The following is a 25,200-nucleotide window of genomic DNA, read 5'->3' as shown; positions in this document are numbered from 1 at the left end:
CCGAAACGCTCTACCCATGCAGCTCGCCCAAGCCCCGCATCGAACTGGCGTGGCCGAGTGCGAACCGATCCGTACCCATGAGCTGGCCAGCGAGACAAGCTGGCCGCTGCCTTGCGCACGCATGCATGCAGTCCAGGCACTCATCGCGTAGCGGCGCATCGTCCATGGCGCCAGCCATCCCCTCATGGCAAGACGACGACGATGCAAAAGACCAAAGGCAGCATTCGGCTGCTGAGAACCCGCACGCCAACGCGCTTCGACTGCTCGGGAGGAAGGAGCGGTTCGGCCAGCCGAGGCCTGGGCCATCCGCGAGGCTGGGACAGGCCACGCCTCGGCGGAGAGCACGTGTCACGGGCTCTAGAAAGCAGCGACGCCCAGCAGCACGCCTGCCACCGCCAGTGCGAGCAGGACCAGGAATATGAAGAAGATGATCTTGGCGATGCCTGCGCTGGCACCGGAGATACCGGTGAATCCCAGTGCGCCTGCAATCAGCGAGATGACTCCGAAGATGATCGCGAGTTTCAACATGGTGAACGCTCCTCTGGTTGTGCGGGAGAATACGCATCCTGTTTGCTTTTTCCCTATTTACTTATGTCTCTAGTTATCTAGACACGCATTTCATTCTGCCACGCGGAAGCAGCGCAATGGCAATTTAGCGGGAAGTCATTCAGGGCCCAGCATGAAATTCGAGGGGCGGGGTTCAGCCTGAAGATCGCGAACGCCTGGATCGCTTTTGTACGGACGCTTTGGAGTCGCGAAGAAACCTGAACTCAAGGAGCCTCGGCAACACCCGGTCGGGTGGGTCCGGCATGGCCAGGCTGGAGACCCTGCTCATGACGGTACGCTCGCAGCGGGCTTGCAGGAACCTGCTGGGCGCTGCGCGAGAAGTCGGGCTTGTGGCAGTCGAGCCATGCGCGAGCGCGAAATCCAGGACCAAATACCCGCCCGCTGCCAGGCCTGCGGACAGGAGCATGCCAGGACTCAGGATCCGGACGAATCCAGTGCTCGCTCGACCGCTTCGACAAAATCCGGATCGGTCTTGCCCATCGTTTCGGTGCGGGCAACGATCCGGCCTTCTGCGTCGAGCAGGATCAGTACGCTGGTGTGGCTGAATTCGCCGTCGTCGAGCTCGCGGTATCGGATGCCGAGCACTGCGGCGAGCTTGCGTACGTTAGCGGCGTCTGTGCGGGCGAGGGTCCATTGCGTCGTGTCGATCTTGCGTTGTGCCGCCAATGCCTTCAGCGCGGCGGGATCGTCGCGCTTGGCATCCATGCTTACCATCAGCACGGGCAGCTTGTTTTGTTGTGCCGGATCGAGTTTTCGATCGGTCATGCGGGCGGTGTCGATGATCAACGGGCACATGTACGGGCAGGATGCGTAGAACATGCTGATGATGCGTGGTTGCCCGCGCAGGGAAGGCAAGGCGTGCGCTTTGCCATCCTGATCGACCAGCGGAATATCGAGCTGGTAGATCGAATCACCGGGAAGTGACTTCGACGGCTCGGCATGCGCCGGCGCACAAAGCAGCAGCGTTGCCAGAATGACGTGGGCGGCGAGCCGTCGAATCATCTTGCATCTCCGTGGGCGGGGCGTACGCAGCGAAAGCCCACGTTGCCGGTGACATTCGCGGCCTGCAAAGATGACAGCATGGCGATGCGCATCAGAATCGCGTAGTTGTCGCGGTCCTGCATCGACAGGGCGCCTGCGCCACAGAATTTTGTCGTGTCCGGGTCGCCCTGTTCGCGGTTGTCTGCGCTGACGATCAGTGCGTTGAAATCATCCACCCATTCCCAGACCAGGCCGTGCATGTCGCGCACACCGAAGGCATTCGGCTCGCCGCCGATGCTGGCGGGCTCGGTTGCAGAAGACCGCGAGTACCAGGAAAGGATGCGACTGCGCCATTCCGGATCTGCGCGCGCGTCGGTGCGCGTGGCATCGGCAGCGGCGACATATTCCCATTCGTGCCAGGTCGGCAGGCGGCCGCCTTCGCCTTCGCAGAAGGCCTGGGCAGCGAACCAGCTGACCTTGGTCACCGGTTGCCGAGATTGCACCTCGGCAATGGCATCGGCTTGCGGCCATTGCTCCAGATAGCGCGACTCGGCGAAGACAACCGGCACGCGATCGCGCCGCCACTCCGGGTTTTCCTTGACGAATTCGAGGAACTCGGCCTGGGTGACCGGCTCGGTGCGCATCCGCAATGCGCCAACATTCACATCAAGCGGCGTATCGGCGGTAGGCAATACCGACTGGAACGCACCTGCCGGGATTTCCACATACTCGGCAGCCTGCAGCGACAGCGCGCTCAGGACCAGAACCATGGTGCCAACGATCTGGCCCTATTTCCTGATCGTTGGCACGGCTGCGTTGGAGACGCAGTGAAACAAGAGGTTCTCTTGCCAGCTCAGTGCGCGGCACCTTCGGCACGCGGCGTCTCGCCGCGAACCTTGGCCACCTGCTCTGCACTGACCACACCGTCATCATTGCCCCAACTGTTGAAGACATATGTGAGGATGTTGGCAATTTCGTCATTGTTCAGTTGGCTCATCGGCGGCATCACCGAGTTGTAGTCCTGGCCGTTGACCTTGATCGGCCCGGTCAGGCCATTCAGCACGTAGCCGATCGCCGCTTGCGGGTCTTTGGCGAGGAAGTCCGACTTCGCCAATGGCGGGAACACGCCCGGCATGCCTTCGCCGTTGTCCTGGTGGCAAACCGAGCAGGTGCCGGTGTAATGCGCCTTGCCGGCAGCGATCTGCTGCTCGAGGGTCATCGTGCCGGTGCTAGCGGCATCACGCGCAGCGGTAACCGGAGCCAGGTTGGCGGCCTTGTCGCCCAGGTAAACGGAGTCGACTTCCTTGCCCGAATAGATGGCCTTGTTCTCTTCGCCATCCACCTTGAGGATGGCCAGGGCACCCTTGTTGAAGGCACGGAAGATAGAGTGATCGACCAGCACGTAGCTGCCAGGCACTTCGACGTGGAAATCCGCGATCATCGCGCCACCGGACGGAATCAGCGTGGTCTGCACGTTTTCCTGGAAGTGCGTGCCGCCTTCGTACCAGACCTTGTCGAAGATCTCGCCGATGACATGGAAGCTCGATACCAGGTTCGGTCCACCATTGCCGACAAACAGGCGAACGTTCTGTCCGACATTGGCCTTGAGCGCGTTGTCGTTGATCAACGCGCCTTCCGAACCATTGAACAGGACATAGGTTGCGTTCTCATCGATGGCTTTCTGCATGTCGAAAGCCTGCAGGCCCTTCTCGCGATACTTGCCGACCGTGTAAAAATCGCCCTGCATCACGTAGAACTCCTTGTCGACCGGCGGCAGGCCCTCGGGTGGCTCGACCAGTATCAGGCCGTACATGCCATTGGCCACATGCATGCCGACCGGCGCCGTCGCGCAGTGGTAGACATACAGGCCGGCATTGAGTGCCTTGAAGGTGAACTGCGATTCGTGGCCGGGTGCGGTAAAGCTGGAGGCTGCGCCACCGCCCGGCCCGGTCACGCCGTGCAAGTCGATGTTGTGCGGCATCTTCGAATCGGGATGGTTCTTCAGGTGAAATTCGACGGTGTCGCCCTGACGCACGCGGATGAAGCTGCCGGGTACGGTGCCGCCGAACGTCCAGAAGGTGTAGGTGACACCTTCGGAGATCTCCAGATCCAGCTCACGTACTTCAAGGTTGACGATGACCTTGGCCGGCTGGGTGCGCCCGGTTGCCGGCGGAACCAGTGGCGGCGAGGTCAACTCGGCGACAATCGGCTCGCCCTGGGGCGGCCCGAAATCACCCTTGGCCGAACCACCGGTATCTGCCCTGACGGCGGTCGCTGATGAATCAGCGGGGGCCGTCTTGTCTGCCGCGGGAGAACAGGCGGCAAGCAACAAGGCCGAAAGTGTTATGGACAAAATCATGCGTGTCATGGGTTGTTCCCCGTAATGGGTGTTGCTCGATGGCGGGAATTCTAGTCCTCACGCCCTGTTCCACCCTTGATATGCGTCAAGAGGCAGGGCACTCCGGCAGGCATTCTGCACGCGCAACTCAAACTTGGCAGAATCCATCCTGATGGTGATGGGCCAGCACTCTACATGCGGCAATCTGTCACTGCCGACACTAGTTTGACTGACGTCAAGGGAAACTTCTTGCCGCACTGCCACAATACGCCTGCCGGAATAGGGGAACGAGTCATGTCATCCGCGGAAACCTACAACGATAAAGTCGTCCGCCAGTTCACGATCGCCACGATCGTGTGGGGCGTCGTCGGCATGCTGGTCGGCCTGTTCATCGCCGCACAGCTGGCCTGGCCCTGGCTGAATTTCGATATCGCCTGGCTCAGCTATGGTCGATTGAGACCCCTGCACACGAATGCAGTGATCTTCGCCTTTGGCGGCAGCGGCCTGTTCGCGACCTCGTACTACGTAGTTCAGCGCACCTGCCACGCGCGCCTGTTTTCCGATCGGCTGGCGGCCTTCACGTTCTGGGGCTGGCAGGCAGTCATCGTGGGCGCGGCGATCACCTTGCCGCTGGGTTTGACCCAAAGCCACGAATACGCGGAATTGATCTGGCCGCTGGACCTTCTGATCACGGCGGTCTGGGTGGTTTACGCCATCGTGTTCTTCATGACGATCGTCAAGCGCCAGATCAAGCACATCTTCGTCGCCAACTGGTTCTTTGGCGCCTATATCCTGACCATCGCGGTGCTGCACATCTTCAACAACCTGCAGGTCCCGGTGTCATGGACGGAATCCTACCCGATCTATTCCGGCACGGTCGATGCGATGGTGCAGTGGTGGTACGGCCACAACGCAGTCGGCTTTTTCCTGACCGCCGGCTTCCTCGGCATCATGTATTACTACGTGCCCAAACAGGCACAACGGCCGGTCTATTCCTATCGCCTGTCGGTGGTGCATTTCTGGGCCCTGATTTCGATCTACATGTGGGCCGGCCCGCATCATCTTCACTACACCGCGTTGCCGGACTGGGCGCAGTCGATCGGCATGGTGTTCTCGCTGATCCTGCTCGCTCCGAGCTGGGGCGGCATGATCAACGGCATGATGACGCTGTCGGGTGCCTGGCATAAGTTGCGCACCGATCCGATCCTGAAATTCATGATCGTTTCGCTGTCGTTCTACGGTATGTCGACCTTTGAAGGCCCGATGATGTCGATCAAGACCGTCAACGCACTTTCGCACTACACCGACTGGACCATCGGCCACGTGCATGCCGGCGCGTTGGGATGGGTTGCCTTCATCACCATGGGCGCGATCTACAGCATGCTGCCGAAGCTGTATGGCCGCGAGCGCATGTATTCGATCAAGGCGATCGATGCGCACTTCTGGATCGCGACAATCGGCATCGTGCTTTACATCTCGGCAATGTGGATCGCCGGTGTGATGCAGGGCCTGATGTGGCGCGCGACCAATCCTGACGGCACGCTGACCTACACGTTCATCGAATCGGTCAGCCAGACCTATCCCTATTACGTGACCCGCGTATTCGGCGGACTGCTGTTCTTCATCGGCATGCTGATCATGGTCTGGAATGTCTGGAAAACCTGTCTCCCGGCGCGCGAGGTTCCGATTGTGCGTATTCCCGCCCCGGCCCACGCCTGAGGAGAATCCTGATGAAGCACGAAATAATCGAAAAGAATGTCGGGCTCATGGCGGTGCTGATCGTGATCGTGATCGCAATCGGCGGCCTGGTCGAAATCATTCCGCTGATGTTCCAGGCGCAGACCGTCAACGCCAGTCCGGGCGTGAAGCCCTACCCGCCACTGCAACTGGCCGGTCGTGACATCTATATCCGCGAAGGCTGCGTCGGTTGCCACTCGCAGATGATCCGCACCCTGGCTTCGGAAACGCAGCGCTACGGACCGTACTCGCTGGCAGGCGAATCGGTTTACGACCGCCCGTTCCTGTGGGGCTCCAAGCGCACGGGGCCGGATCTGGCCCGAGTCGGCGGACGCTATTCCGATGACTGGCATCGCGTGCACCTGCTCAATCCGCGCAACGTCGTGCCGGAATCGAACATGCCGGGTTATCCGAACCTGACCGAGGCCCTGATCGATCCGAAACTGATCGAAACCAAGATGCGCACGCTGGCATGGATGGGCCATCCGTACACCGAGGCGGATTTTGCCAGCATCAACGAGAGTGTTGTCGGCAAGACCGAGCTGGATGCAGTCGTCGCCTATCTGCAAGGCCTCGGCGTGAAGTCGGACACCGGCGTAGAGGAGGCCCAGCCATGATTTCCGGAATCTACACCGCCATCCTGTTGATCGTTTTCGTGGGCATCTGGATCTGGGCCTGGAGCAAGAAGCGAAAGCCCGATTTCACCAGGTCCGCCAGGCTGCCACTGGAAGATGATGCCTCCCCGACCAAGGAGGACGAAGCATGAACGGTGCCTGGAGCTGGTATGTGATCGTGCTGACCGTGGCCAACATGGTCGGAATTCTATGGTTGCTGCTGGCAACCGCAGCCAAACCGAAGAATGACAAGCCTGCGGCGGAGTCCATGGGCCATGTCTGGGATGGCGACATCGAGGAGCTCAACAATCCGTTGCCACGCTGGTGGTTCGGGTTGTTCATCCTCACCTTCATCTTTGGCATTGCGTATCTGGTGTTTTATCCGGGCATGGGCAATTTCGCCGGCACTCTGGGCTGGACCTCGGATCGGCAGGTGCAGGAGAATCTCGACGCCAATCAGGCCAGGCTGGAATCGCTGTACGCGGGATTCCGCGGCAAGTCGCTGAGCGCGCTCGCGGCCGACCCTGCTGCGACCAAGGTCGGGCGCAACGTGTTCGCCAACAACTGCGCGGCCTGCCACGGCTCCGACGCCCGCGGCGCCAAGGGCTACCCCAATCTGGTCGACAGCGACTGGCTGTACGGGGGCGAGCCGGAAACCGTGCTGGCCAGCATCATGAATGGCAGGAATGGCCTGATGCCACCGATGGGCGCAACCCTGCCCGGCAATGGCGTCGCCGAGGTGACCCAGTACACCCTGAGCCTTTCCGGCCTCGAACATGACAGCAAGCTCGCGGCAGCGGGCAAGGCCAAGTTCGAATCCATCTGTGCGGCCTGCCATGGTGCCGACGGCAAGGGCAATCACGCACTCGGCGCACCCAATCTCACCGACGGCATCTGGCTGCATGGCGAGGGCACGGCACAAGGTGTCAGCAACATCATCCTGCACGGCGTCGGCGGCGTGATGCCCGCCTGGGGTCCGATCATCGGCGAAGATCGCGCTCGTCTGGCGGCCGCCTGGATCCTGGCGCAGGCGACGGCGGCGACGGAGTCCGAGCGCGAGGATGCCGCCCACAGCGGGGCCTCGCCGTGACCACCTACCACCCGCCACCGGGCGCACTGCGTCCGCTCGAAGACAACCCGCACGACTCGATGGTGCGCCGTGTCGGCGCGGTGGTCTGGCCGTCCTTTTTTGCCGCAGGCGTGGCAACGATCATGTTCTTCGCCATCGTGGACCCGGTCGAGCTGGCCGGGATCACCTGGCCGAACATCGAAATCACGCGCATGACCGGCTACTCGATCGGTTTCTTCATGTTCTGGCTGTGCACGATCTCGGCTTGCCTGTTTACGGCCATGCTGGTCGCGCCGCCGTTGCCCGACGGCAATGGGGGCAAGGGTGGTCATGGGAAAGGTTGAGACGTGTGGTGGTGGTTTGATCGGGCTTGAGGAATCGCGCTCTTTGGCTCGACATGGATGTTTGCGCGCTTGCGCTCATACGCCTGTTCGACGCGCGGCATCGGACAAAGGCTTTCACACGCCTTCGGCGCGCGCCCTACTTTCTCTTGCGTGGCCAAGAGAAAGTAGGCAAAGAGAAGGCCACCCCAAAGCGGTGGTCTCCGGGCTCCTGCCCTCCGACTCCGAAACAGGGTTCCGGGGGTTCGCTGACAGCACATCCTTGTGCTGGCAGCAAACTGGGCGCGATCCCTCGCGCCCACCCTTCGGGCCTTTCCTGCACCCTGTCGCCACCGCTTACGGGACCCTGTTAGCGCGCTTCCTGCGCGCCAGAGCAAGAACGCCCTCATCCCCCTCCGGGACCTTCTCCCGCGAGGCGGGAGAAGGAAGATCAAGGGCAGCGACAGAGTCACAAACTTGCGGGAATCTGCTTCGTCCTGGCTGTGCAGGATGCGCAGTGAATGGGGCCCCTTTGCAGTGGCGGAGTGGCGTAGGAAAAGCCCGCAGGGTGGTTCGCAGGGATGCGAGCCAGTTGGCTGCCAGGCCATGGATGGACTGTCAGACAACCCCGAAGCCGCTTCGCGCAGTCGCAGGGCAGGATGCCCGGAGACCGCTGCATCGGGGTGGCCTTTCTCTTGGTTACTTCCTTGACTCCGGGCTTCCTGCCCTACGCCCTTCGGGCCAGCTGCGCTGTTCGCGCCGCTCCTGCGGCGCAGTGGCCAGTCAAAGAGAAGTGACTCGCGCGCCGCAGGCGTGTGAATGCTTTGCAATTGAAGAGCGCAGCAAAGCGGCAAGAATTGGGGCGGTGAACATTCCGTGGCGGACACGCCAATGAGCAACAAATCAAAACTCGACATCAAGGTCGTCGACGGGTCCGGCTCCCTGTACGCGAAGGAACCCAAGGTCTACCCTCGCGAGATCGAGGGTCGATTCCAGCGCCTGCGCACGATTGCCGTGTTCTGGTTGCTCGGCATGTTCTACGCGTTTCCGTGGATCAGTGTCGGTGGCCAGCAGATCGTGCTGTTCGACCTGCCTGCCCGGCGCTTTCATATTTTCGGAATGACTTTCTGGCCGCAGGATTTCTATCTGCTGACCCTGCTCCTGATCATGGCTGCGTTGAGCCTGTTCTTTTTCACCGCGGTAGCCGGCCGCCTCTGGTGCGGGTACGCCTGCCCGCAAACCGTATGGACCGAAGTGTTCCTCTGGATGGAGCGCAAGATCGAGGGCAACCGCAATGCGCGCATGCGCCTGGATGCAGCGCCGTGGACGGCTGAAAAGATCTGGCGCAAGTCGGCCAAGCAGCTCGTCTGGATCACCTTCGCCCTGTGGACCGGTTTCACGTTCGTCGGATTCTTCACGCCGATCCGCGAGCTCGGTGCGGAAGTGGCAACGGGAACACTGGGTGGCTGGGAGACGTTCTGGATTCTCTTCTACGGCTTTGCAACCTACGGCAACGCCGGGTATCTGCGCGAACAGGTCTGCAAGTACATGTGTCCATACGCACGTTTTCAGAGTGCGATGTTCGATCACGACACGCTGGTCATCAGCTACGACGAAACACGAGGGGAACCGCGCGCGCATCGCAAGCGCAATGCGGCCCGCTTTGCTCCCGCTTCGGCTTCCCTGGACGCCGCCAACCCGCTCGACCCCGAAGTACCTGCCGGACAGCAACGGGTGCTCGGCGACTGCATCGATTGCCTGGCCTGCGTGCAGGTATGCCCGACCGGAATCGACATTCGCAATGGCCTGCAGATCGAATGCATTGCCTGTGCCGCCTGCATCGATGCCTGCGATGCGGTCATGGACAAGATGGAATACCCGCGCGGGCTGATTCGCTATACCACCGACAACGCCCTGCTCGGTCGACCCAAACGGTTGCTGCGTCCGCGCACGATGATCTACGCGGGCATCCTCGCCGGCGTGATCGCCGCGTTCTCCTGGCTGGTTGGCGCCCGCGATGCGGTGATCATCGAGGTGTTGCACGATCGCAACGCCCTGTTCCGCGAGATCAGTCAGGGTGCGATCGAAAACAGCTACAACGTCAAGCTGGTCAACAAGACTGATGCGGACAAGACCGTATCCCTGCGCACCGAATCGGATCTGCCGCTTCGCATGATCGGCAAGCCTTCGGTCACCCTGGCTCCGAACGAAGTATTCTCTCTGCCGTTGACCCTGCGCGCCGACCGCGGCACGACCTCGGGACGCCAGCCCATCGTGGTGCTGGTGCTGGACGCGCAGGGCACCGAGCTTGCGCGCGGCGACTCACATTTCTTTGCACCGGAACAACCATGAGCAAGCACCCCGTCGGCACGCCGTTCCTGGCCTGGTACAGGGTTCCCGAGCTGTGGCTGATCCTGATCATGCTCGGCGCTACGGTAGTCGGTTCGTTTGCCTTGCTGGCAACGGCGATACGAACATCCGATACTCACGTCACCGTGCCCAATGACGTACCCAGACCCAGCCGCATTCCGCCAAGCGAGGCCGCGAAGCCGCCAGCCGAAGCGACCCGTGGAGAGAACGGAAACACGCCGTGAACGCGGAGCGTTGTTTTCATTGCGATGAGCTGAACCCCGCTTCGCCGCGCCTGCTCGCGAACGTGCGCGGCGGCGAGCATGCGGTCTGCTGCGTCGGCTGCAAGGCAGCCGCGGAATGGATCGAGCAGCTCGGCCTGGGCGCCTACTACACGCTGCGCAGCGAGCCTGCCTTGCGCCACGATGAAGTGCCGGATTTTTCAGCCTGGGAGCGCCCGGCACTCAGACGTCTGCACGTGCGCGATGTCAGCGAGGAACGTTGCGAGGTTGTCGTGCTGGTCGATGGACTGCGCTGTCCGGCCTGCGCATGGCTGATCGAACGGGCAATGCGATCGACGACCGGAGTCCTTGATGTCGGCGTGAATGCGCTGGCGCGTCGGGTCGTGCTCGCGTTCAACCCGCAACAGACGGGATTGGCCGAGTTGCTCGGGGCACTGGCGCAACTGGGCTATGCGCCCTCTCCGCTGACAGCCGACATGATCGATTCGCAACGTCAGCGCGAATCGCGCGGCGCACTCAAGCGACTCGTCGTGGCCGGCCTCGGCACGATGCAGGCCATGATGATGGCAGTGGCACTGTATGCCGGCGTGTTCGACGGCATCGATCCGAATGTGCGCGAGTTCTTTCGCTGGCTCGGCTTTCTCGTCGCAACGCCGGTCGTGCTCTACTCGGCACAGCCCTTCTTCCAGGGTGCCCTGCGTGAATGGCGTTCGCGACAACTGTCGATGGACACGCCCGTGGCTCTGGCCATCGCACTGATCTACCTGGCCAGCCTGATCGGCATCCTGGCCGGTGGCCACGAGATCTACTTTGATTCGGTCAGCATGTTCGTTTTGTTTCTGCTGGTCGGACGCCACCTGGCCATGCGCGCACGCCACCGGGCCAGCGATGTCGTCGATGCACTGTCGCGCCTGCAACCGGTGCATGCCGACCGGCGCGAGGGCGAGCACTTCGTGACTGTTGCCATTCACGAGTTGCAGAGCGGTGACATCGTGCGCGTCGGTGCAGGTTCGGCTCTTCCTGCGGACGGACTGCTGCTCGGCCCGGCCTGCCGCATCGACGAATCGCTGGTCAGCGGCGAGTCGGCACCGGTGCGACGCCTTCCCGGAGAGACCGTCATTGCAGGCAGTCACGTGATTGATGGTCCGGTCGAGGTGGAAGTGCGCCATGTCGGCGCCGACACCGTGCTTGCCGGCATCGTGCGTCTGGTGTCACGCGCTGCCAGCGAACGCCCCCGACTTACCCGCCTGGCTGATACGCGGGCGGCACGCTTCGTGTTGAGAGTGTTGATCCTGACCATCCTCACTGCGGCCGCCTGGGCCTGGTTCGATCCCGCGCGCGCACTGCCTGCAGCGCTGGCCGTGCTGGTGGTCAGTTGCCCTTGTGCGTTTGCGCTTGCGGTACCGGCAGCATTGACCCGGGCCATCGCCGTACTCGCCAGGCGCGGCATCCTCGTGATTGATGCCGACGCGCTGGAAGCCCTGGCAAGGGCAGACCACTTCGTGTTCGACAAGACCGGCACCCTGACCGAACCCAGCTTCGACCCGGCAGCAATCGAAGTGCTTCGCGGCTCCCGTGAGCAGGCGCTGAGCATTGCCGGCGCACTGGAACATGGCAGCAGCCACCCGCTGGCCATTGCACTGCGCCGCATCGCTGAAAGCGCGCCCGATTTGACCGCTGCCTCATTGCGACAGATTCCCGGCGCGGGTGTCGAAGGCGAGATCAGCGGCGTCCACTATCGTCTCGGACGCAGCGCCTTCTCCCTGTCCTCGCCTGTCGGAGACGAAAGCAGTGCCTGCGATGCACTGATACTTGCCGACGGCGAGGGCGTGATTGCACGATTTCCGATGCAGGAACGCTTGCGCCCGGGCGCACTCGCGCAGATCGATGCCCTGCAACAGATCGGTATCGGTTGCGAAATTCTCAGTGGCGACAGCAGCAGCCGGGTGGCGTCCATTGCGCGCCTGTTGAATATCAGGCAGACCACGGCGACAGCAACGCCTGCGGACAAGCTCGCGCGTCTCCAAGCGTTGCGGCGTGAAGGGCATGTCGTTGCCATGATCGGCGACGGCATCAATGATGCCCCGGTGCTGGCCGGCGCCGACGTCGCCATCGCTATCGGCGAAGGCAGCGCCGTCGCGCATGCCGCCAGTGGAATCCTGCTCGCGTCGTCGCGACTGGACAGCCTGGCCGAGGCGCGCGCAATCGCTGCCGAGATGCTGGTGCGACTGAATCAGAATCTCAACTGGGCACTGGCCTACAACCTGGCGGCCGTTCCATTGGCGGCACTCGGCTTCGTGCCGCCGTGGCTGGCGGCGATCGGCATGTCTTCGAGTTCGATCCTGGTCCTGCTCAACTCCCTGCGCATTGGCCGAGGCGTTGGACGAGGTATCGATGCAGCTCACAGCGACCGTCGAGTCCACGCGGGCTCAGGCACCGCTGGTGTTGTCACATGAATATCATCCTTCTGCTTATCCCGATCAGCCTGCTCCTGCTCGGCCTCGGCGTCTGGGCCTTCTTCTGGGCGGTCAATCATTCCCAGTTCGACGACCTCGACACCCCCGCCCTGACGCCGATGAGCGAGGAGTCCGACCCAGCCGCCGAGGTGAGCGAAGAGCCGGAATCGTGAACAGTCCGATGAGCCTTTTCGCTGCTTTCTTCCTTGGCCTGCTCGCCAGTGGCCATTGCGTGCTCATGTGCGGCGGCATTGCCGGCGCCCTCGGGGTCGCAACCGACAAGGATGAACGAGGTCAGCCGCGACGGCACTTGCTGGTGGGCTATCAGCTCGGACGCATTCTTTCCTACACCCTGGCCGGATTGCTGGTGGGCGGCGCGGGTGGCGCGCTGATCGCGCTGCTCGATGTCAACGAGGTTCGCCTGGCCCTCCGCATCGCCAGCGCTGCGGCCTTGCTGCTTGCTGCGCTGGTCATGCTCGGCGTGCTGCGCGACCCCGGCTCGTTTTTCGGCAATCGGCTCTGGCCCAGACTCGCGCCGATTGGAAAGCGCCTGCTGCCGGTCAACACGCTGCCGCGCGCGATCGGTTTCGGCGCAGTCTGGGGCTGGATGCCCTGCGGTTTCGTCTACACCATCCTGCTGGTCGCGGCGCTCGGTGCGCAACCCATCCAGTCGGCGGGCGTGATGGCCGCATTCGGCCTCGGTACCCTGCCGGCCATGCTGGCCACATCCTGGGGCGCGCCGAAGTTGATGCGGTTTTCTTCCAGCCTCGGCTTGCGTCGCTCGGCCGGCGTCGTCTTGCTGGCCTGCGCGGCGATCACGCTCGCGGCGCCGATGCTGGTCGGACACGCACCCTGGCTGCAGCGCTGGCTTCCGTTCGACTGCAGCTGAAACCCGGGTCGATCAGCCGTTGTCGTCGTCCGCTTTTTCGGCCAGTGCGGAAAGGCCCGCCATGTCGAGAATATGCACGGTGCGCCGCTCGACCCTGAGCACGCCTAGTGCCTGCATACGCGAAAACAGCCGGCTGACCGTCTCGATCACGAGGCCGAGATAGTTGGCCAGCTCCTGGCGCGACATGGACAGATTGAGCACGCTGGGATCGTGGTCGATGCCTTGAAGGCGCTCGGACAGGCTGCGCAGGAAAATCGCCAGCCTCGACATCGCCTGCTTGCGTCCCATCATGACCGGGTGTTGTTGTTCGCGATCGAATTCGCGACCCATGATGCGGAACAGCTGGCGCTGGAGTCCGGGGACGCGTGCCGCCACATCGGACAGGGCGTCCAGTGGAACCTCGCACACGCTGGAGTGCTCCAGTGCCTCGGCCGTGCAGTGATTGCCGTTACCGGCCAGACCATCGAAACCGATGAGCTCGCCGGCAATATGGAAGCCCAGGATCTGCACATCACCTTCGGGCAAGGTGGTGTAGGTCTTCAGGGATCCGGCTCGGATTACGAACAGGGCCGCGTGCGAATCGCCTTCGCGATACAGCCACTCGCCGCGTTCCAGTGGGCGGCGCTGCTTGACCACCGAGTCCAGCCTGAGCATGTCCTCGCCGCCAATCGATGCCGGCAAGCAAAGCTGGTTCAGCGCGCAGTCCGCACAGGACTGGCGCAGTTCGCGAAGATTGATGACTTTGCCGGATTCACGCATGGCGCGCATCTTCGCACAAGCCGGTGCTCGCGCCATCCCTGTTAAGTGCTTCCGACAGGCACAGTGGACGGGTTGGCGCGTCGATCAGGGCGAAATCGCAATGTTAGTCAGGACTGCGCGCACCCCTTTCGCTCCGGGGAAAATCCTGGACTTGATGGAGCGTGGAGCAAGAACGAATCCCTGGTTGATCGCCATTCGCGGACCTGGCCGACTGGAGTCAGGAATCGATAGGGCGTCGGCTTCGTTCTGTTCAGAGTGCCTTCGAGTAGGCAGGTGCCGCTTCCAGGGTCCTTCCAAGATAGGCATCGAAGTTCATGGCGACAATGCGCATGAGGAATCGACCGCGCGCCGTTATCCGGATTCCATTGGGCCGCGTGGTCACCAGACCATCCGCTTCGAGTCTGGAGAGGCGACGCATCTCAAGGGCGAAGTAATCGCCAAAATGAATGCCGTGATGCCGCTCGAAGACTTCAATATCGAGATCACCGTGACACATGAGTTGCTGGATGAGATCGGCGCGAATCACGTCATCGTCGCTAAGTTCCATGCCACGATGCACAGGCAGGTGGCCTGCTTCGATGGCGGCATAGTAGCCGTTGAGGTCTCGTGCGTTCTGGTGGAAGCTGCGTCCGACATGACCGATCGAACTCATGCCGAGTCCGATCAGGTCGCAATCGCCGTGCGTGGAATAGCCCTGGAAGTTGCGTTGCAGGGTTCCGCGACGCTGCGCTATCGAAAGGTCATCCTCCGGCAAGGCGAAGTGATCGAGACCGATGTAGCGGTAGCCGGAACCGGTCAGGGTTTCCACGGTCTGGCCGATCAGAGCCAGGCGCGTTGCGGCGTCGGGCAGCTGGCTTTCAATGATCTGATTCTGGGCGCGGAAGCGGGCCGGCATGTGCGCGTAGGAATACGTTGCGATGCGGTCGGGCTTCAGCGTCAGCACTTCTTCAAGGGTTCTGGCAAAGCGCGCAGTAGTCTGCAGCGGGAGTCCATGAATCAGATCGACGCTGACCGAGCGAAAGCCGCACTCGCGCGCCGTCTCGATCACTTCCCGGGTCTGCTCGACACTCTGTATGCGGTTTACCGCACGCTGGACCTCGGCATCGAAATCCTGGATGCCCAGCGAGATCCGGTTGAATCCGACCGCGGCCAGCATGCGGATCGTGTCGGCATCGGCATAGCGCGGGTCGACTTCGATACCGAACTCGCGATCACTCTCGTCAGAGAAACTGAAGCCTTCGGCGAGCGCCCCGAGCAGGCATCGCATCTGCTCCTCGTCAAGGAAGTTCGGCGTGCCGCCGCCGAGATGCAACTGGTTGACGTGGCGGTCATTGTCGAACAGCGGCGCAGTGATGGCGATTTCACGCAGCAGGCGCTGCATGTATTCATCGGCCTTGCGTCGGTCGCGCGTGATGATGCGCGTACAACCGCAATAGAAGCACGGACTCAGGCAGAACGGCACGTGCACGTAGATCGACAGCGCTCGTGGAATCGGATCCTCGTTGGAGGCCTGTGCGATCCTGCGCAAATCGACTTCCGAGAAGCGATCATGAAATTGCGGCGCAGTCGGATAGGAGGTGTAGCGTGGTCCGCTGACATCGTAGCGCGAGATCAGCTCCGCATCGAAGACGGGCGCGCGCGAGAGTTGTGGGTGCAGTAGCGTCGGCGATTCCATGAGCGCATCCTGCCGTCAAGCCGGCTGCGCCACCTTGATCCACGTCAATCGAAGGCTCGGTCATTCCAGGGACCTGCCTGGGCGTCGACATTGCCGTGTGCAACCGCCCCTGTCGCTTGCCAGGAACCCCCGTGATCGAGTGGCCCAAAGCCCTGTTCGCCCGGATCGGCCTACTTGCCCAGCGGGATGGCAAGCGTGGCGAACACCGCATGGCCTTCCACGCGATTCCTGGCCCAGAATTCGTAGTAGCCGCGCACATTTGTATAGGCCTGTTTGCCGCCCATGGCAAAGACATAACCGACTTCAGGGCCAATTGCCGCAACCCGGGACTTGAACGGGCCCAGAACCGCGCCAGAGCCACTGTCGCCGGTTAGCTGGTAGTACACATAGCCCGCAATGCCCACTTGCCAGTTGGCTGACAGGAATTGCGAGGCCGCCCAGTCAAGGTGCGAGTCGACGCCGTTCCTGTAGTTCGTATCCTCGTTTTCCCAGTTGTAGGTCAGGCCCAGTACGGCGGAGAACTCTCGCCCTGATTTCTCGTCGAGATAGGTATAGCCGCCACCCATGTCCACGGCCGCATGGCCAATACCCAGATTGGCAAGTCGATTGCTGTCGTAGGACCCGATCGGAATATCGCCGGTGATGTAGACCATGGCATTGTGCACACCGTGGTTCCAGGCGAGGCTGGCGACGGGATACAGATCCGTGCCGCCACGGGTGGTGTCGCTGCGGCCGAACTCTGTCCCGCCCGGGGTGATGGAAACGTCGGCCCTGGTCCTGTTCTGACCGTAACCAAAACCCAGCCCGAGTGCCGCCTGTCCACCCCACAGCTTCGTCTTCGGCGCATAGGTGGGCTGAACCAGAATGAGCGGACTCGTCGAGCGGACTCCGGCGCTGATGCTGTCTCCCTGCTGGAACGACCTCGTCGCAGACGCATCACCGCTGTAGTAGTACCCCTGCACCGGCAATGTCCATCCAGGCGTTGCCGGCACGGCGGCCAGACTGGCGTAGGCCCCGGAAAACCAGAACGGAACGCCACCTTCATCGGCCCGGGCGAGACCGGTCGCACCGATCGCGAGATACAGCGTCGAAAGTGCAGCCGCCAGGCAAGCAGGTCGGAACGAGCAGTGCATCATCGTGGACCTCGACATCGGGTCTTCCCTGAAATTGCCAGCATGGCAGCCGCCCCTACTATGACTACGCAACAATCGGCACTCAATAGTCTCCCGACAACATCACTGCTGCCGAGCCCTTTACGGCAGTGCGCCAGAGACGACCGTTTGCGCCCGGCCGATTGTGAACCGGATCGCCAGGATCCACGTAGCTTTCGGAGCCTGGCGAATAGCACGATGCGGCATACCCTCGCCCAGGAGCGGGCGCACGCCGGTGGTCTTCCTACGAGGGCGGGGCCGACAAAGCGGCGAGGAGACTGGCGCGCCCGGAGGGATTCGAACCCCCGACCACCGCCTTCGGAGGGCGAACTGCCAACCATGGCTAGATCGACCCAGATTGGTCTTAATCTGTTATACCCTGTATTTTCATTAAGTTGCGCTGACTCGACGGATCTGTCCGAGGACAGATCGACACCGTTTGGGCCCTATTCGTGTCACTAGTGATAAGGCATGATGTGGCATTTTATTGAGTATCGGCCTACATTGTGAGGGCAAATTCAGGGGTTTCGGAACTAGAGTTTCTATCGCGCCCGCTGCTTTGCTGGCAGGCAGCGAAGTCGAGGATCGAGGACCCGACGGAGAAAATATCCCGGGCTGAATTCGTACCGGCCTCAATGCGCTGGTTCGATGCACGCAGTGGGATGGGATTCTCATGACAGAACTAATGCGGGTAGCAGCTCTCTCAGACCTGATTCGCTGGTCGCCCATCTGTACCGCTGCTGGCGATCCTGGCTACACCCTGCCTTTTGCTGAATTCGTGGCTGCGGATTTGCCTGTGGAGTATTCCCTGGCGCGGCTGGCCCCGTTGTTGGAGCAATGGCCAGAGACGCCACCAGCTCTACGGAAAGCACTCAGCTCAGGTACTCCGATAGACAGTCTTCCGCGCGTGCAACCCGGGCTTCAACCGACCAAAGGATGGATTACCAAAATGCCTCTGTACTGCGCACTTTGGGCGCAGCCACTGGCAGCTTTTGAGCGAGCAGGTCGGGTGGCGCAGGCCGCAGTTCTGCTTGCCGCAGCCATTCTTGAGGAGGATGAAACCGGTCTGGTCTGGTTTCCCGCAGCCGCCCAGACGGCCTGCCTTTCCGTAAGGAGGATCGGACAGAATGAACATACCCCGACGGGGTTTTCTGAAGCATTGGGTCGCGCTCAATCCTTGGTTGAAGTGCTTTGCGCGGTGGAATTCACTCGTCGCGATGGTTTAGTCCTGACCCCCCGGCAGAATGCGTTGCTGGCTGGAATCAGCGTGCTCGTCAAAGATGCGGTGGACGAGCGGATGCCCCGTTCCCGAAAGAGTTCGGGCGGGCGTCGCCAGCGGATAGCTGCCCCTGCCGCAGAAATCGATGACTTGGTTGCTCAGCACTCTATCCATGAGCAAATAGAAGACGGTCTCCCGGACTTGGGAGACATAGCCGAAGGCACTGCCGCCGTGGCCGAATCGCCACAGCGATCGACCATCACCGTCAGCGTGCCCCTTACGGTTCCAGCCGCGTTTGTGGGTCCTCAGCAAATGCTCTGGCGGGCAACGTACGCGGCTCGTGGCATCAGGACCTCCGCGCAATCACTTCTGCTCGCCGGCGATCGATTGCAGCTCGTGGATCTCGAAGCGGGCGAGCGATACGCGACCGAATTGAGAGAAGGCGGTATTCGATCTCCGTCTGTCGAATCGACCCAAGGGGCCATTGTGGCCGCCGCCATGCTTGTCACGGGTCTATCCATGGAGGGCATCCGCGACCTGCAGGTCGCCAAGACGTTGGCAGACGTACCGTCTGTCCCGACGAAGCACTACCTAGTTGCGCCCGACGCGCTCCTCGTCATCCCGGGACCGCGACTGAAAGGCGGGTTTGTCCCATCCGACAATGACAGCCAGCACTATCGCCCCGTTCTCAGTCGCCTGACCTTGAAGCTCCCTCAACGGCTCAACTGGATTCAGCTTCTGCTTGACTTCGCCAATCAGCAGATTGGCAACCAACCCTTTGGCGAGCCGGCATATGTCGAGTATGTGGGACTGTTTACGCAAGCTGTCAACGATCGGTTTGGTTCGCGGCTCACTCCCGCACGAATCAGTCAATTTCTGGCGCGCCAACTTGTTGCCACGAGTGGAGACCGCGCTGATGCTGCGCTGATCACCGGAGGAATGGCGGACGCACGCCTTTACTACTACGCCCCAGTATCGCCCATTTGCGGAAGTGCCAACAATCGATCTGGGAAGGCATCTACAGGGGAATGGGATTGTTCGTGAGGGATAGCTCGAACGAATCAACGCGGACAGACCAGGAATCCTCGATCGAACCAGCCGGCCCCTACCTCGGCAGTGGCTGCTGCCCGACTGATGTCGGCGTGGCCTCGATGGTTCAAGCATTGATCAATCACTTTCGGAGCACGTTAAGAGGTCGCCGTGATCTTGCGCGGACTCGCCGGGTGCACAACGCTCTCGTTGCCTACACTTGCCAGTTAGTCATGTGGCATACCGGGATTCGGGCCGTGACCGATGGAGTGGAGATGGCTCTCTACGATCGATCAACGGGAATGCTCGGCGTTTCCGACAAGAATACAGACAGCTACTACTCCTCACGCGTCGTATGGATCCCGCCGATTGCTCAACGTCAGATCGATACCTACCTTGAGCATCTGGAGGTAATGCAGGCACTGTTTCCGGACCTCGCTGGGCAGGGGAAAAAGCTCTACTTCATCGATGACGATGCTCATGCTGTTCCTGTACGAATCGATACGTTGAAGCGCGTTGGACCAAAGTCTCATGTGTATCCGATGAACGCACAACGGCACTACTTGCGAACTCGACTACGTGAGCTGGATGTCCCTGCGCAGTCAATCGACGCATTGCTTGGTCATGGAGCACATGGGGAAGAGCCCTATGCACGGCATAGTTGCTATTCGGCCGTGCGACTTCGCAAAGACATTGAGGCACCCCTACAACTACTATCGGAGCACGCGGGATGGAAAGTTCTCCCCGGACTGAAGAACTGACCGATTCGATTGCCTCGCGCAAACACAGCCGCGCACTGGCTGCCTCACAACGTAAGAAACGTGTGCGGCAAATCGTTGCGCGACATGCCCCGCTTCTGTGTGCAAGAGAAGAAGGTGTTGGCGCTCGTTGAAAACTGACCATCTCTGCTCGTTGAAAATTGACCAGGGATGGAAGCCGAGGGAGAGTTCCCTCGGCTTGGTCGGAGTGTAGCCCCGAGCGTGGCGTCAGTGGGATCAGAAGGGTTCTTCCATCACCTCCTTGTTGGCTCGCTGCTTGGCCTGCTCACGCGACTTGATTCGGGCTTTGGCCTGTCCGCTGCTCTGATGGAATCGGTAGGATTCATTGCCCGTCTCGACGATGTGGCAGTGGTGGGTCAGTCGGTCGAGCAGCGCCGTGGTCAGCTTGGCGTCGATGAACACGTTGGCCCATTCGGCAAACACCAGATTGGTGGTGATGATGACGCTGGTGTGCTCGTAGAGTTTGGATAGCAGATGAAACAGCAGCGCGCCTCCGGCCTGCGAGAACGGCAGGTAGCCGAGTTCGTCGAGGATGACGAGATCGAGGTGCATGAGCTGGTTGGCCAGTCGACCGGATCGTCCCGCGGCCTTCTCCTGCTCCAACTGATTGACCAGATCGACGGTGGAATAGAAGCGCACGCGCTTGCCGTGGCGGGTGATCGCCTGGATGCCCAGCGCGGTGGCGAGGTGGGTCTTGCCGGTCCCGGTGCCGCCGACCAGGACGATGTTCTCGGCCCGCTCGGTGAACTCGGTGCTGGCAAACACGCTGATTTGCTGGCGATCGACTTTGGATCGATCAAATTCGAATCCGGCGAGATCGCGATGCACGGGGAACTTGGCCGCATGCATCTGGTAGCGAATCGAGCGCAGACCGCGGTCGGTCTGCTCGGCGGTGATCAGATGGCGTAGCAGCCACTCGGCCTGTTCGGTGCCGCCGCCGGCGCTGTTCTGCAGTACCTCGGCATAGCTGCTGGCCATGCCGTACAGGCGTAGCTGCTTGAGTTCGGATATCAGGTCAGACATGGGTCATCTCCTCGCGCAGGGTGTCGTAGCGACGGGTGTCGGTAGTCGGTGGCTCTTCAACAACGAGCGATGTGCTGACCGCTTCCGGTGGCGGCCCCTCACTCAGTCGGGCGAGGACATTGAGCACGTGCTCGGCGCTGGGATGCCCTGCTTCGAGCACGAGATCCACAGCGACCAGCACCCCCTCCAGCCCATGCCGCGGCACCGCCGCCAACACCTGCGCCATCACCCGATCACCACCTGCGCGACGCAGCAGCGCTCGACTGAGCCGCTTGAGCGGCTCGGGCATGTCGGCGAACGGCGCGCCGTTGCGCAGCGCGCCGGGCTTGCGCGCGATCAGCGGCACGTAATGCTGCCAGTCGTAGACCACGTGGTCGCGCTCGGTCGCCCGCGGGTGCTCGGCGATGACCTCCTGGTCACCCACGATGACGATGCGCTCCGGATACAGCCGCACGCTGACCCGGTGACCCGCAAAGGCGCAGGGCACCGAGTAGCGATTGCGCGCCGCCGATACCAGGCAGGTGCTCGATACCCGTGCGGGTGATTCGATATAGCCATCAAACGGCGCCGTCATCGGCATGAGGTGCGGTACCTCGTGCTCCAGCGCTTCGGCAATGCTCATGCCCGGAAATTCCGGATGCGCTGCGCTGCGGCCTTCGATGCACTCCGTGGCCAGCCACACATTGAGCTCAGCAAAGCTGGAAAAGCGCTGCTCCTGCGCTCGCTGCCAAATACGGCGGCGGGCGTCCTGCACGCCCTTCTCGACACGCCCCTTCTCCCAACCCGACGCCACATTGCAGAAGTCCGGGTCGATCAGGTAGTGGGCGGTCATAGCGGCAAATCGTGCGTTGACGATCCGCGCTTTGCCTCGGCCCGGCACCCGGTCCACTGCCGTCTTCATGTTGTCGTAGATGCCGCGTCGAGCGATGCCGCCCAGTCCGGTTAGACAACGCAGGTGCGCATCGAACAGCATCTCGTGACTCTGCGCCGGGTAGGCCACCAGCCAGAAGGCCCGTGACGCGCACAGCTTCATGTGCGCCAACTGCACCTTGCGCCAGACGCCGCCAATGACGATACCTTCCTCGCTCCAATCAAACTGGAACGCCTCACCCCACTCGTAGCGCAACGGCACAAAGGCCGAGCGCGCCGTCACTGCGCCGGACTCGGCACGCCAGGCGCGGATCGCCTCCGTGACCCGGGTGTAGCTGCCGGCAAAGCCCTCCGCCTGCAGTTGAGCGAATAGCCGCAGCGCTGTCCGCCGCTCCTTTCTTGGCCGACGGGCATCGATCTCAAGCGCCTGTCGCAACCACTCTCGATGCCCATCGAGCTTCTTCGGACCAGCCTCGCGCCGGTAGCTCATCTCACTGCGGGTCGACTCCCGCAGCCACGACTTGATCGTATTCCTCGACAGACTCGTTCGTCTGGCGATCTCGCTAATCGACAGCCCCTCGCGGAGCCGCATCCGTCGCACCTTTGCGTACGTTGCCATGGTGTGCACCTCGTCTCCCTACCGGTCCAAAAGGCCGGCAGGTTAGGTCAGAACACCCTGGTCAATTTTCAGCGAGCAGAACCCTCGATTTATGGTCAATTTTCAACGGGCAGCAACAATTCACTACTTCCGCCCGTTCGGCGGTCGCAAGTTGCTCTTTGTCTGGGAGGCGATCGAACGCGACATCAAGCGCTGCTCCCTCGCTGAGGCTATTCCGATGGCCGGTGGGGGTGTCGCTCATGGCTAACGTCAGTTGCCGGAAGGACACCGGCCTCTTGCTTCTAGACTTCCGCTACCAGGGCCAGCGTTGCCGGGAACATACGCGACTTCCGGACACAACGGCCAATCGCGTCCGGCTCGGCAAGTTGGCAGATCGAATCGACAAGGCCATTCGCCAAGGTACCTTCGTGTATGCCGACTACTTCCCGGATAGCTCTCGCGCCAAAGTCCCTGCCGGTGGCAACACGGAACTCGGCGGTTCGACCACCCACGAAGCACGATCCACAACCGAAGCGGCTTCCACCACACCGACATTCCGCGAGTTCGCTGAAGTGTGGTTCCACGAATCCGAGCCACGCTGGCGGCAGCGATATCGTCTGGCCATTCGAGCCACGCTGGACAAGATTCTGAATCCCTCCTTTGGCGACAAGCATCTGTCGCAGATCGGTCGCGCCGACGTGCTGGCATTCCGTGCGCAGATTGCGAAGCGGCCAGGGCGGGCCGGCCAGAGCCTTTCGGCCAAACGCATCAACAAGTTGATGATGCAGCTCAAGGCCATCCTTGCCGAGGGCTGCGATCGTTTTGGACTGGACTGCCCGGCACGCGGAATCAAGCCGCTTAAACAGAAGCGTTCCGAGATCCGCCCTTTCTCGCTGGACGAAGTTGCAGCTCTGATTAGCGGCATCCGCAGCGAGTACACGTTTTATGTCACCGTGCGTTGCCTCACAGGGCTGCGCACAGGCGAAGCCAACGGATTGCAATGGAGCGACTTGGATTTTGAGCGCAATGTGTTTCGCGTCGAGCGGACCCATTCCCGCGACGGCGACGGGGACACCAAGACAGAACTGTCGAAACGGGAGATCCCGATGGTTCCCCAGGTTCGAGCCGCCTTTGAGCAACAGCAGTTGCGCGCCGTCGAGGGATGCCCGTGGGTATTCACGACGGGTCGTGGTGGTCCTATTGATGCCGTGAACTTCACCAACCGCGTCTGGTACCCGTTGCTTCGGTACCTGAACTTGCCGAAGCGGCCTCCCTATCAGATGCGACACACGGCGGCGACGCTCATGTTGGCAGCCGGAGAAAATCCGGAATGGGTGGCACAGGTTCTGGGCCACTCAACCACCGAGATGCTGTTCCGCTTTTATTCGCGATTCGTACCTAACAACACGCGCAACGATGGCCGCGCATTCTCGGGATTGCTCAATGCACGCGAAGTCACGGCGGGATCCAATAACGACTGCGAAGAAATGTCAACGACGGTGGAAAGCATGACCGCTACGCAGAAAGCAGCGCTGTTTGCGGAACTGTCACGTCAGCAGGCGAACGGAGGGTTCAGCTGATGAATACATTGGCCTACATATGCCCGACGGGGCTTGTGACGTGTGCCGGACAGGCACGCCGAGCGACCACCACCAATGACCGATCAAGCCAGGGGACAAGGCGCACACCACCCTTCTCCTTCGCAATGTCGGCGAACGACATAGAAAGGATGCATGAACGCGTGGTGCATAGCCTGCCGAATGCCAGCCAGCCTGAGTCAGGCGAAATGAATCAAGGAGCAACGTCATGGAAGCAGTAATGGCAGCGCCGTCCACGATCGGCTACACCGCGATTCTCGAAGCGCACGAGCCTGCGGACCGGGGCAGCGCGGCTCCGTTCCGCATGAAGCTGTGTCGTGGCAAAGGGATCCATAAGGCATGGACCTGGATTCCGCCCAAACCAGTGGGCGCGGAAAGGATGCGAAAAGTCCATGTGACCGAGGTCGATGCGCTCGCCGATGATTTCTCTTGGTGTCCCGTGATCACAAACATGGTGGCTGCACAAAACGCACCGATTCTCCCGTTGATTTTCCCCTCTTGCAGCAATGCGACGGGCCTTGCTGATCGCCTCAGGAACGTCGTTGAGACAGTCGAAGCGATTCCACTCGTTGACTTCATCGATGACGTGTTCACGCTTAGTCAGGTCTACCGACACTTTTTTACCTGTCCGGCATCGCAGGACTACCACCACGCACTTCCGAGCGGGCTGGCCGTGCATTCAATCGAAATGGCCGAACGGGTAGCCCGCACCCCTTTCACATCGCCCAACGACCGCGATCTCGCTATCGTCTATGCTTTGTTCCACGATGTCGGAAAGATTCTGTGCTACGGGAAGGAGGGATTTACGTCTTCTCAAGAACTGGGTCACGAACTTGCCGGCGTCCTCCTTCTCAAAGACCCACTCGATGCACTTGAAGCCCTGCGCACACCGATGGAGTTGATCACGGAAACCAACGAATCATGATCACCGGACCGA

At 61.5% G+C, this 25,200-nt stretch carries 24 protein-coding genes; 15 read left to right on the top strand and 9 right to left on the bottom strand.

Annotated elements, in window-relative coordinates; translation table 11 throughout:
• Positions 1-16: 16 nt before the first annotated feature.
• The gene (locus R3F00_RS16265; protein ID WP_371282821.1) at positions 17-151 is read left to right on the top strand and encodes a hypothetical protein; all 135 of its coding nucleotides are present in this window, start codon (positions 17-19) and stop codon (positions 149-151) included.
• Between the two features lie 206 nt (positions 152-357).
• Here the strand turns inward: R3F00_RS16265 and R3F00_RS16260 are convergent, their stop codons facing one another.
• The 4 genes from R3F00_RS16260 to nirK form a co-directional block, all read right to left on the bottom strand.
• Complete coding sequence (locus R3F00_RS16260) at positions 358-528, bottom strand: DUF1328 domain-containing protein (RefSeq protein WP_371282820.1); 171 nt, start codon at positions 526-528, stop codon at positions 358-360.
• A 453-nt stretch (positions 529-981) separates the two neighbouring features.
• Entirely contained in the window at positions 982-1,569 is a 588-nt protein-coding gene (locus R3F00_RS16255) for an SCO family protein (RefSeq protein ID WP_371282819.1), read from the bottom strand.
• Positions 1,566-2,318, bottom strand: a complete 753-nt coding sequence (locus R3F00_RS16250; RefSeq protein WP_371282818.1) for a formylglycine-generating enzyme family protein — start codon at positions 2,316-2,318, stop codon at positions 1,566-1,568. Before R3F00_RS16250 ends, R3F00_RS16255 begins: the two co-directional genes overlap by 4 nt.
• Positions 2,319-2,401: 83 nt before the next feature.
• Positions 2,402-3,916 (bottom strand): copper-containing nitrite reductase, encoded by a 1,515-nt coding sequence (gene nirK, locus R3F00_RS16245; protein WP_371282817.1) that lies wholly within the window; start codon positions 3,914-3,916, stop codon positions 2,402-2,404.
• A gap of 264 nt (positions 3,917-4,180) precedes the next feature.
• On the opposite strand from nirK, the gene ccoN reads away from it, so the two are divergent.
• The 10 genes from ccoN to R3F00_RS16195 all read left to right on the top strand — a co-directional run bounded on the left by ccoN (position 4,181) and on the right by R3F00_RS16195 (position 13,562).
• Positions 4,181-5,605 (top strand): cytochrome-c oxidase, cbb3-type subunit I, encoded by a 1,425-nt coding sequence (gene ccoN / locus R3F00_RS16240; protein ID WP_371282816.1) that lies wholly within the window; start codon positions 4,181-4,183, stop codon positions 5,603-5,605.
• A gap of 11 nt (positions 5,606-5,616) precedes the next feature.
• Entirely contained in the window at positions 5,617-6,240 is a 624-nt protein-coding gene (ccoO, locus tag R3F00_RS16235; RefSeq protein WP_371282815.1) for a cytochrome-c oxidase, cbb3-type subunit II, read from the top strand.
• Entirely contained in the window at positions 6,237-6,389 is a 153-nt protein-coding gene (locus R3F00_RS16230) for a cbb3-type cytochrome oxidase subunit 3 (protein ID WP_371282814.1), read from the top strand. The genes ccoO and R3F00_RS16230 overlap by 4 nt, the downstream gene beginning before the upstream one ends.
• On the top strand, positions 6,386-7,327 hold the full coding sequence (gene ccoP, locus R3F00_RS16225; RefSeq protein WP_371282813.1) for a cytochrome-c oxidase, cbb3-type subunit III: 942 nt from the start codon (positions 6,386-6,388) through the stop codon (positions 7,325-7,327). Before R3F00_RS16230 ends, ccoP begins: the two co-directional genes overlap by 4 nt.
• The gene (locus R3F00_RS16220) at positions 7,324-7,650 is read left to right on the top strand and encodes a hypothetical protein (RefSeq protein WP_371282812.1); all 327 of its coding nucleotides are present in this window, start codon (positions 7,324-7,326) and stop codon (positions 7,648-7,650) included. Before ccoP ends, R3F00_RS16220 begins: the two co-directional genes overlap by 4 nt.
• An 867-nt stretch (positions 7,651-8,517) precedes the next feature.
• On the top strand, positions 8,518-9,978 hold the full coding sequence (gene ccoG / locus R3F00_RS16215) for a cytochrome c oxidase accessory protein CcoG (RefSeq protein WP_371282811.1): 1,461 nt from the start codon (positions 8,518-8,520) through the stop codon (positions 9,976-9,978).
• The gene (locus R3F00_RS16210; RefSeq protein WP_371282810.1) at positions 9,975-10,220 is read left to right on the top strand and encodes a hypothetical protein; all 246 of its coding nucleotides are present in this window, start codon (positions 9,975-9,977) and stop codon (positions 10,218-10,220) included. The genes ccoG and R3F00_RS16210 overlap by 4 nt, the downstream gene beginning before the upstream one ends.
• A complete protein-coding gene (locus R3F00_RS16205) occupies positions 10,217-12,673 on the top strand; it encodes a heavy metal translocating P-type ATPase (protein ID WP_371282809.1) in 2,457 nt (818 codons plus the stop codon). The genes R3F00_RS16210 and R3F00_RS16205 overlap by 4 nt, the downstream gene beginning before the upstream one ends.
• Entirely contained in the window at positions 12,670-12,846 is a 177-nt protein-coding gene (gene ccoS, locus R3F00_RS16200) for a cbb3-type cytochrome oxidase assembly protein CcoS (protein WP_371282808.1), read from the top strand. Before R3F00_RS16205 ends, ccoS begins: the two co-directional genes overlap by 4 nt.
• Positions 12,847-12,854: 8 nt before the next feature.
• Positions 12,855-13,562: a sulfite exporter TauE/SafE family protein gene (locus R3F00_RS16195; RefSeq protein WP_371282807.1), complete on the top strand. Its 708-nt coding sequence runs from the start codon at positions 12,855-12,857 to the stop codon at positions 13,560-13,562.
• Between the two features lie 12 nt (positions 13,563-13,574).
• On the opposite strand, the gene R3F00_RS16190 is transcribed toward R3F00_RS16195, so the two are convergent.
• From R3F00_RS16190 to R3F00_RS16180, 3 genes are all read right to left on the bottom strand, one after another.
• Complete coding sequence (locus R3F00_RS16190; protein ID WP_371282806.1) at positions 13,575-14,321, bottom strand: helix-turn-helix domain-containing protein; 747 nt, start codon at positions 14,319-14,321, stop codon at positions 13,575-13,577.
• Between the two features lie 250 nt (positions 14,322-14,571).
• Complete coding sequence (gene hemN, locus R3F00_RS16185; protein ID WP_371282805.1) at positions 14,572-15,996, bottom strand: oxygen-independent coproporphyrinogen III oxidase; 1,425 nt, start codon at positions 15,994-15,996, stop codon at positions 14,572-14,574.
• 170 nt (positions 15,997-16,166) lie between these two features.
• The gene (locus R3F00_RS16180; protein ID WP_371282804.1) at positions 16,167-17,147 is read right to left on the bottom strand and encodes a transporter; all 981 of its coding nucleotides are present in this window, start codon (positions 17,145-17,147) and stop codon (positions 16,167-16,169) included.
• A 673-nt stretch (positions 17,148-17,820) separates the two neighbouring features.
• On the opposite strand from R3F00_RS16180, the gene R3F00_RS16175 reads away from it, so the two are divergent.
• Together R3F00_RS16175 and R3F00_RS16170 are read left to right on the top strand one after the other, a co-directional pair.
• On the top strand, positions 17,821-19,410 hold the full coding sequence (locus R3F00_RS16175) for a hypothetical protein (protein WP_371282803.1): 1,590 nt from the start codon (positions 17,821-17,823) through the stop codon (positions 19,408-19,410).
• A gap of 260 nt (positions 19,411-19,670) precedes the next feature.
• Positions 19,671-20,156, top strand: coding sequence for a hypothetical protein (locus R3F00_RS16170; protein WP_371282802.1), 486 nt, complete (start codon positions 19,671-19,673; stop codon positions 20,154-20,156).
• 234 nt (positions 20,157-20,390) lie between these two features.
• On the opposite strand, the gene istB is transcribed toward R3F00_RS16170, so the two are convergent.
• Together istB and istA are read right to left on the bottom strand one after the other, a co-directional pair.
• Complete coding sequence (gene istB, locus R3F00_RS16165) at positions 20,391-21,197, bottom strand: IS21-like element helper ATPase IstB (RefSeq protein WP_371282801.1); 807 nt, start codon at positions 21,195-21,197, stop codon at positions 20,391-20,393.
• Positions 21,190-22,686, bottom strand: coding sequence for an IS21 family transposase (istA, locus tag R3F00_RS16160; protein WP_371282869.1), 1,497 nt, complete (start codon positions 22,684-22,686; stop codon positions 21,190-21,192). Before istA ends, istB begins: the two co-directional genes overlap by 8 nt.
• Here istA and R3F00_RS16155 point away from each other — a divergent pair.
• A complete protein-coding gene (locus R3F00_RS16155; protein ID WP_371282800.1) occupies positions 22,671-24,245 on the top strand; it encodes an Arm DNA-binding domain-containing protein in 1,575 nt (524 codons plus the stop codon). The two genes, istA and R3F00_RS16155, sit on opposite strands and share 16 nt — an antisense overlap.
• A 226-nt stretch (positions 24,246-24,471) precedes the next feature.
• Positions 24,472-25,188, top strand: a complete 717-nt coding sequence (locus tag R3F00_RS16150) for an HD domain-containing protein (RefSeq protein WP_371282799.1) — start codon at positions 24,472-24,474, stop codon at positions 25,186-25,188.
• The last annotated feature ends 12 nt before the right edge of the window (positions 25,189-25,200 follow it).

Origin of the sequence: Dokdonella sp. (assembly GCF_041395345.1) — a bacterium.
Taxonomy (GTDB): domain Bacteria; phylum Pseudomonadota; class Gammaproteobacteria; order Xanthomonadales; family Rhodanobacteraceae; genus Dokdonella.
The sequence above is the reverse complement of the archived record's forward strand: the minus strand, read 5'-3'. Positions and strand labels throughout refer to the sequence as shown.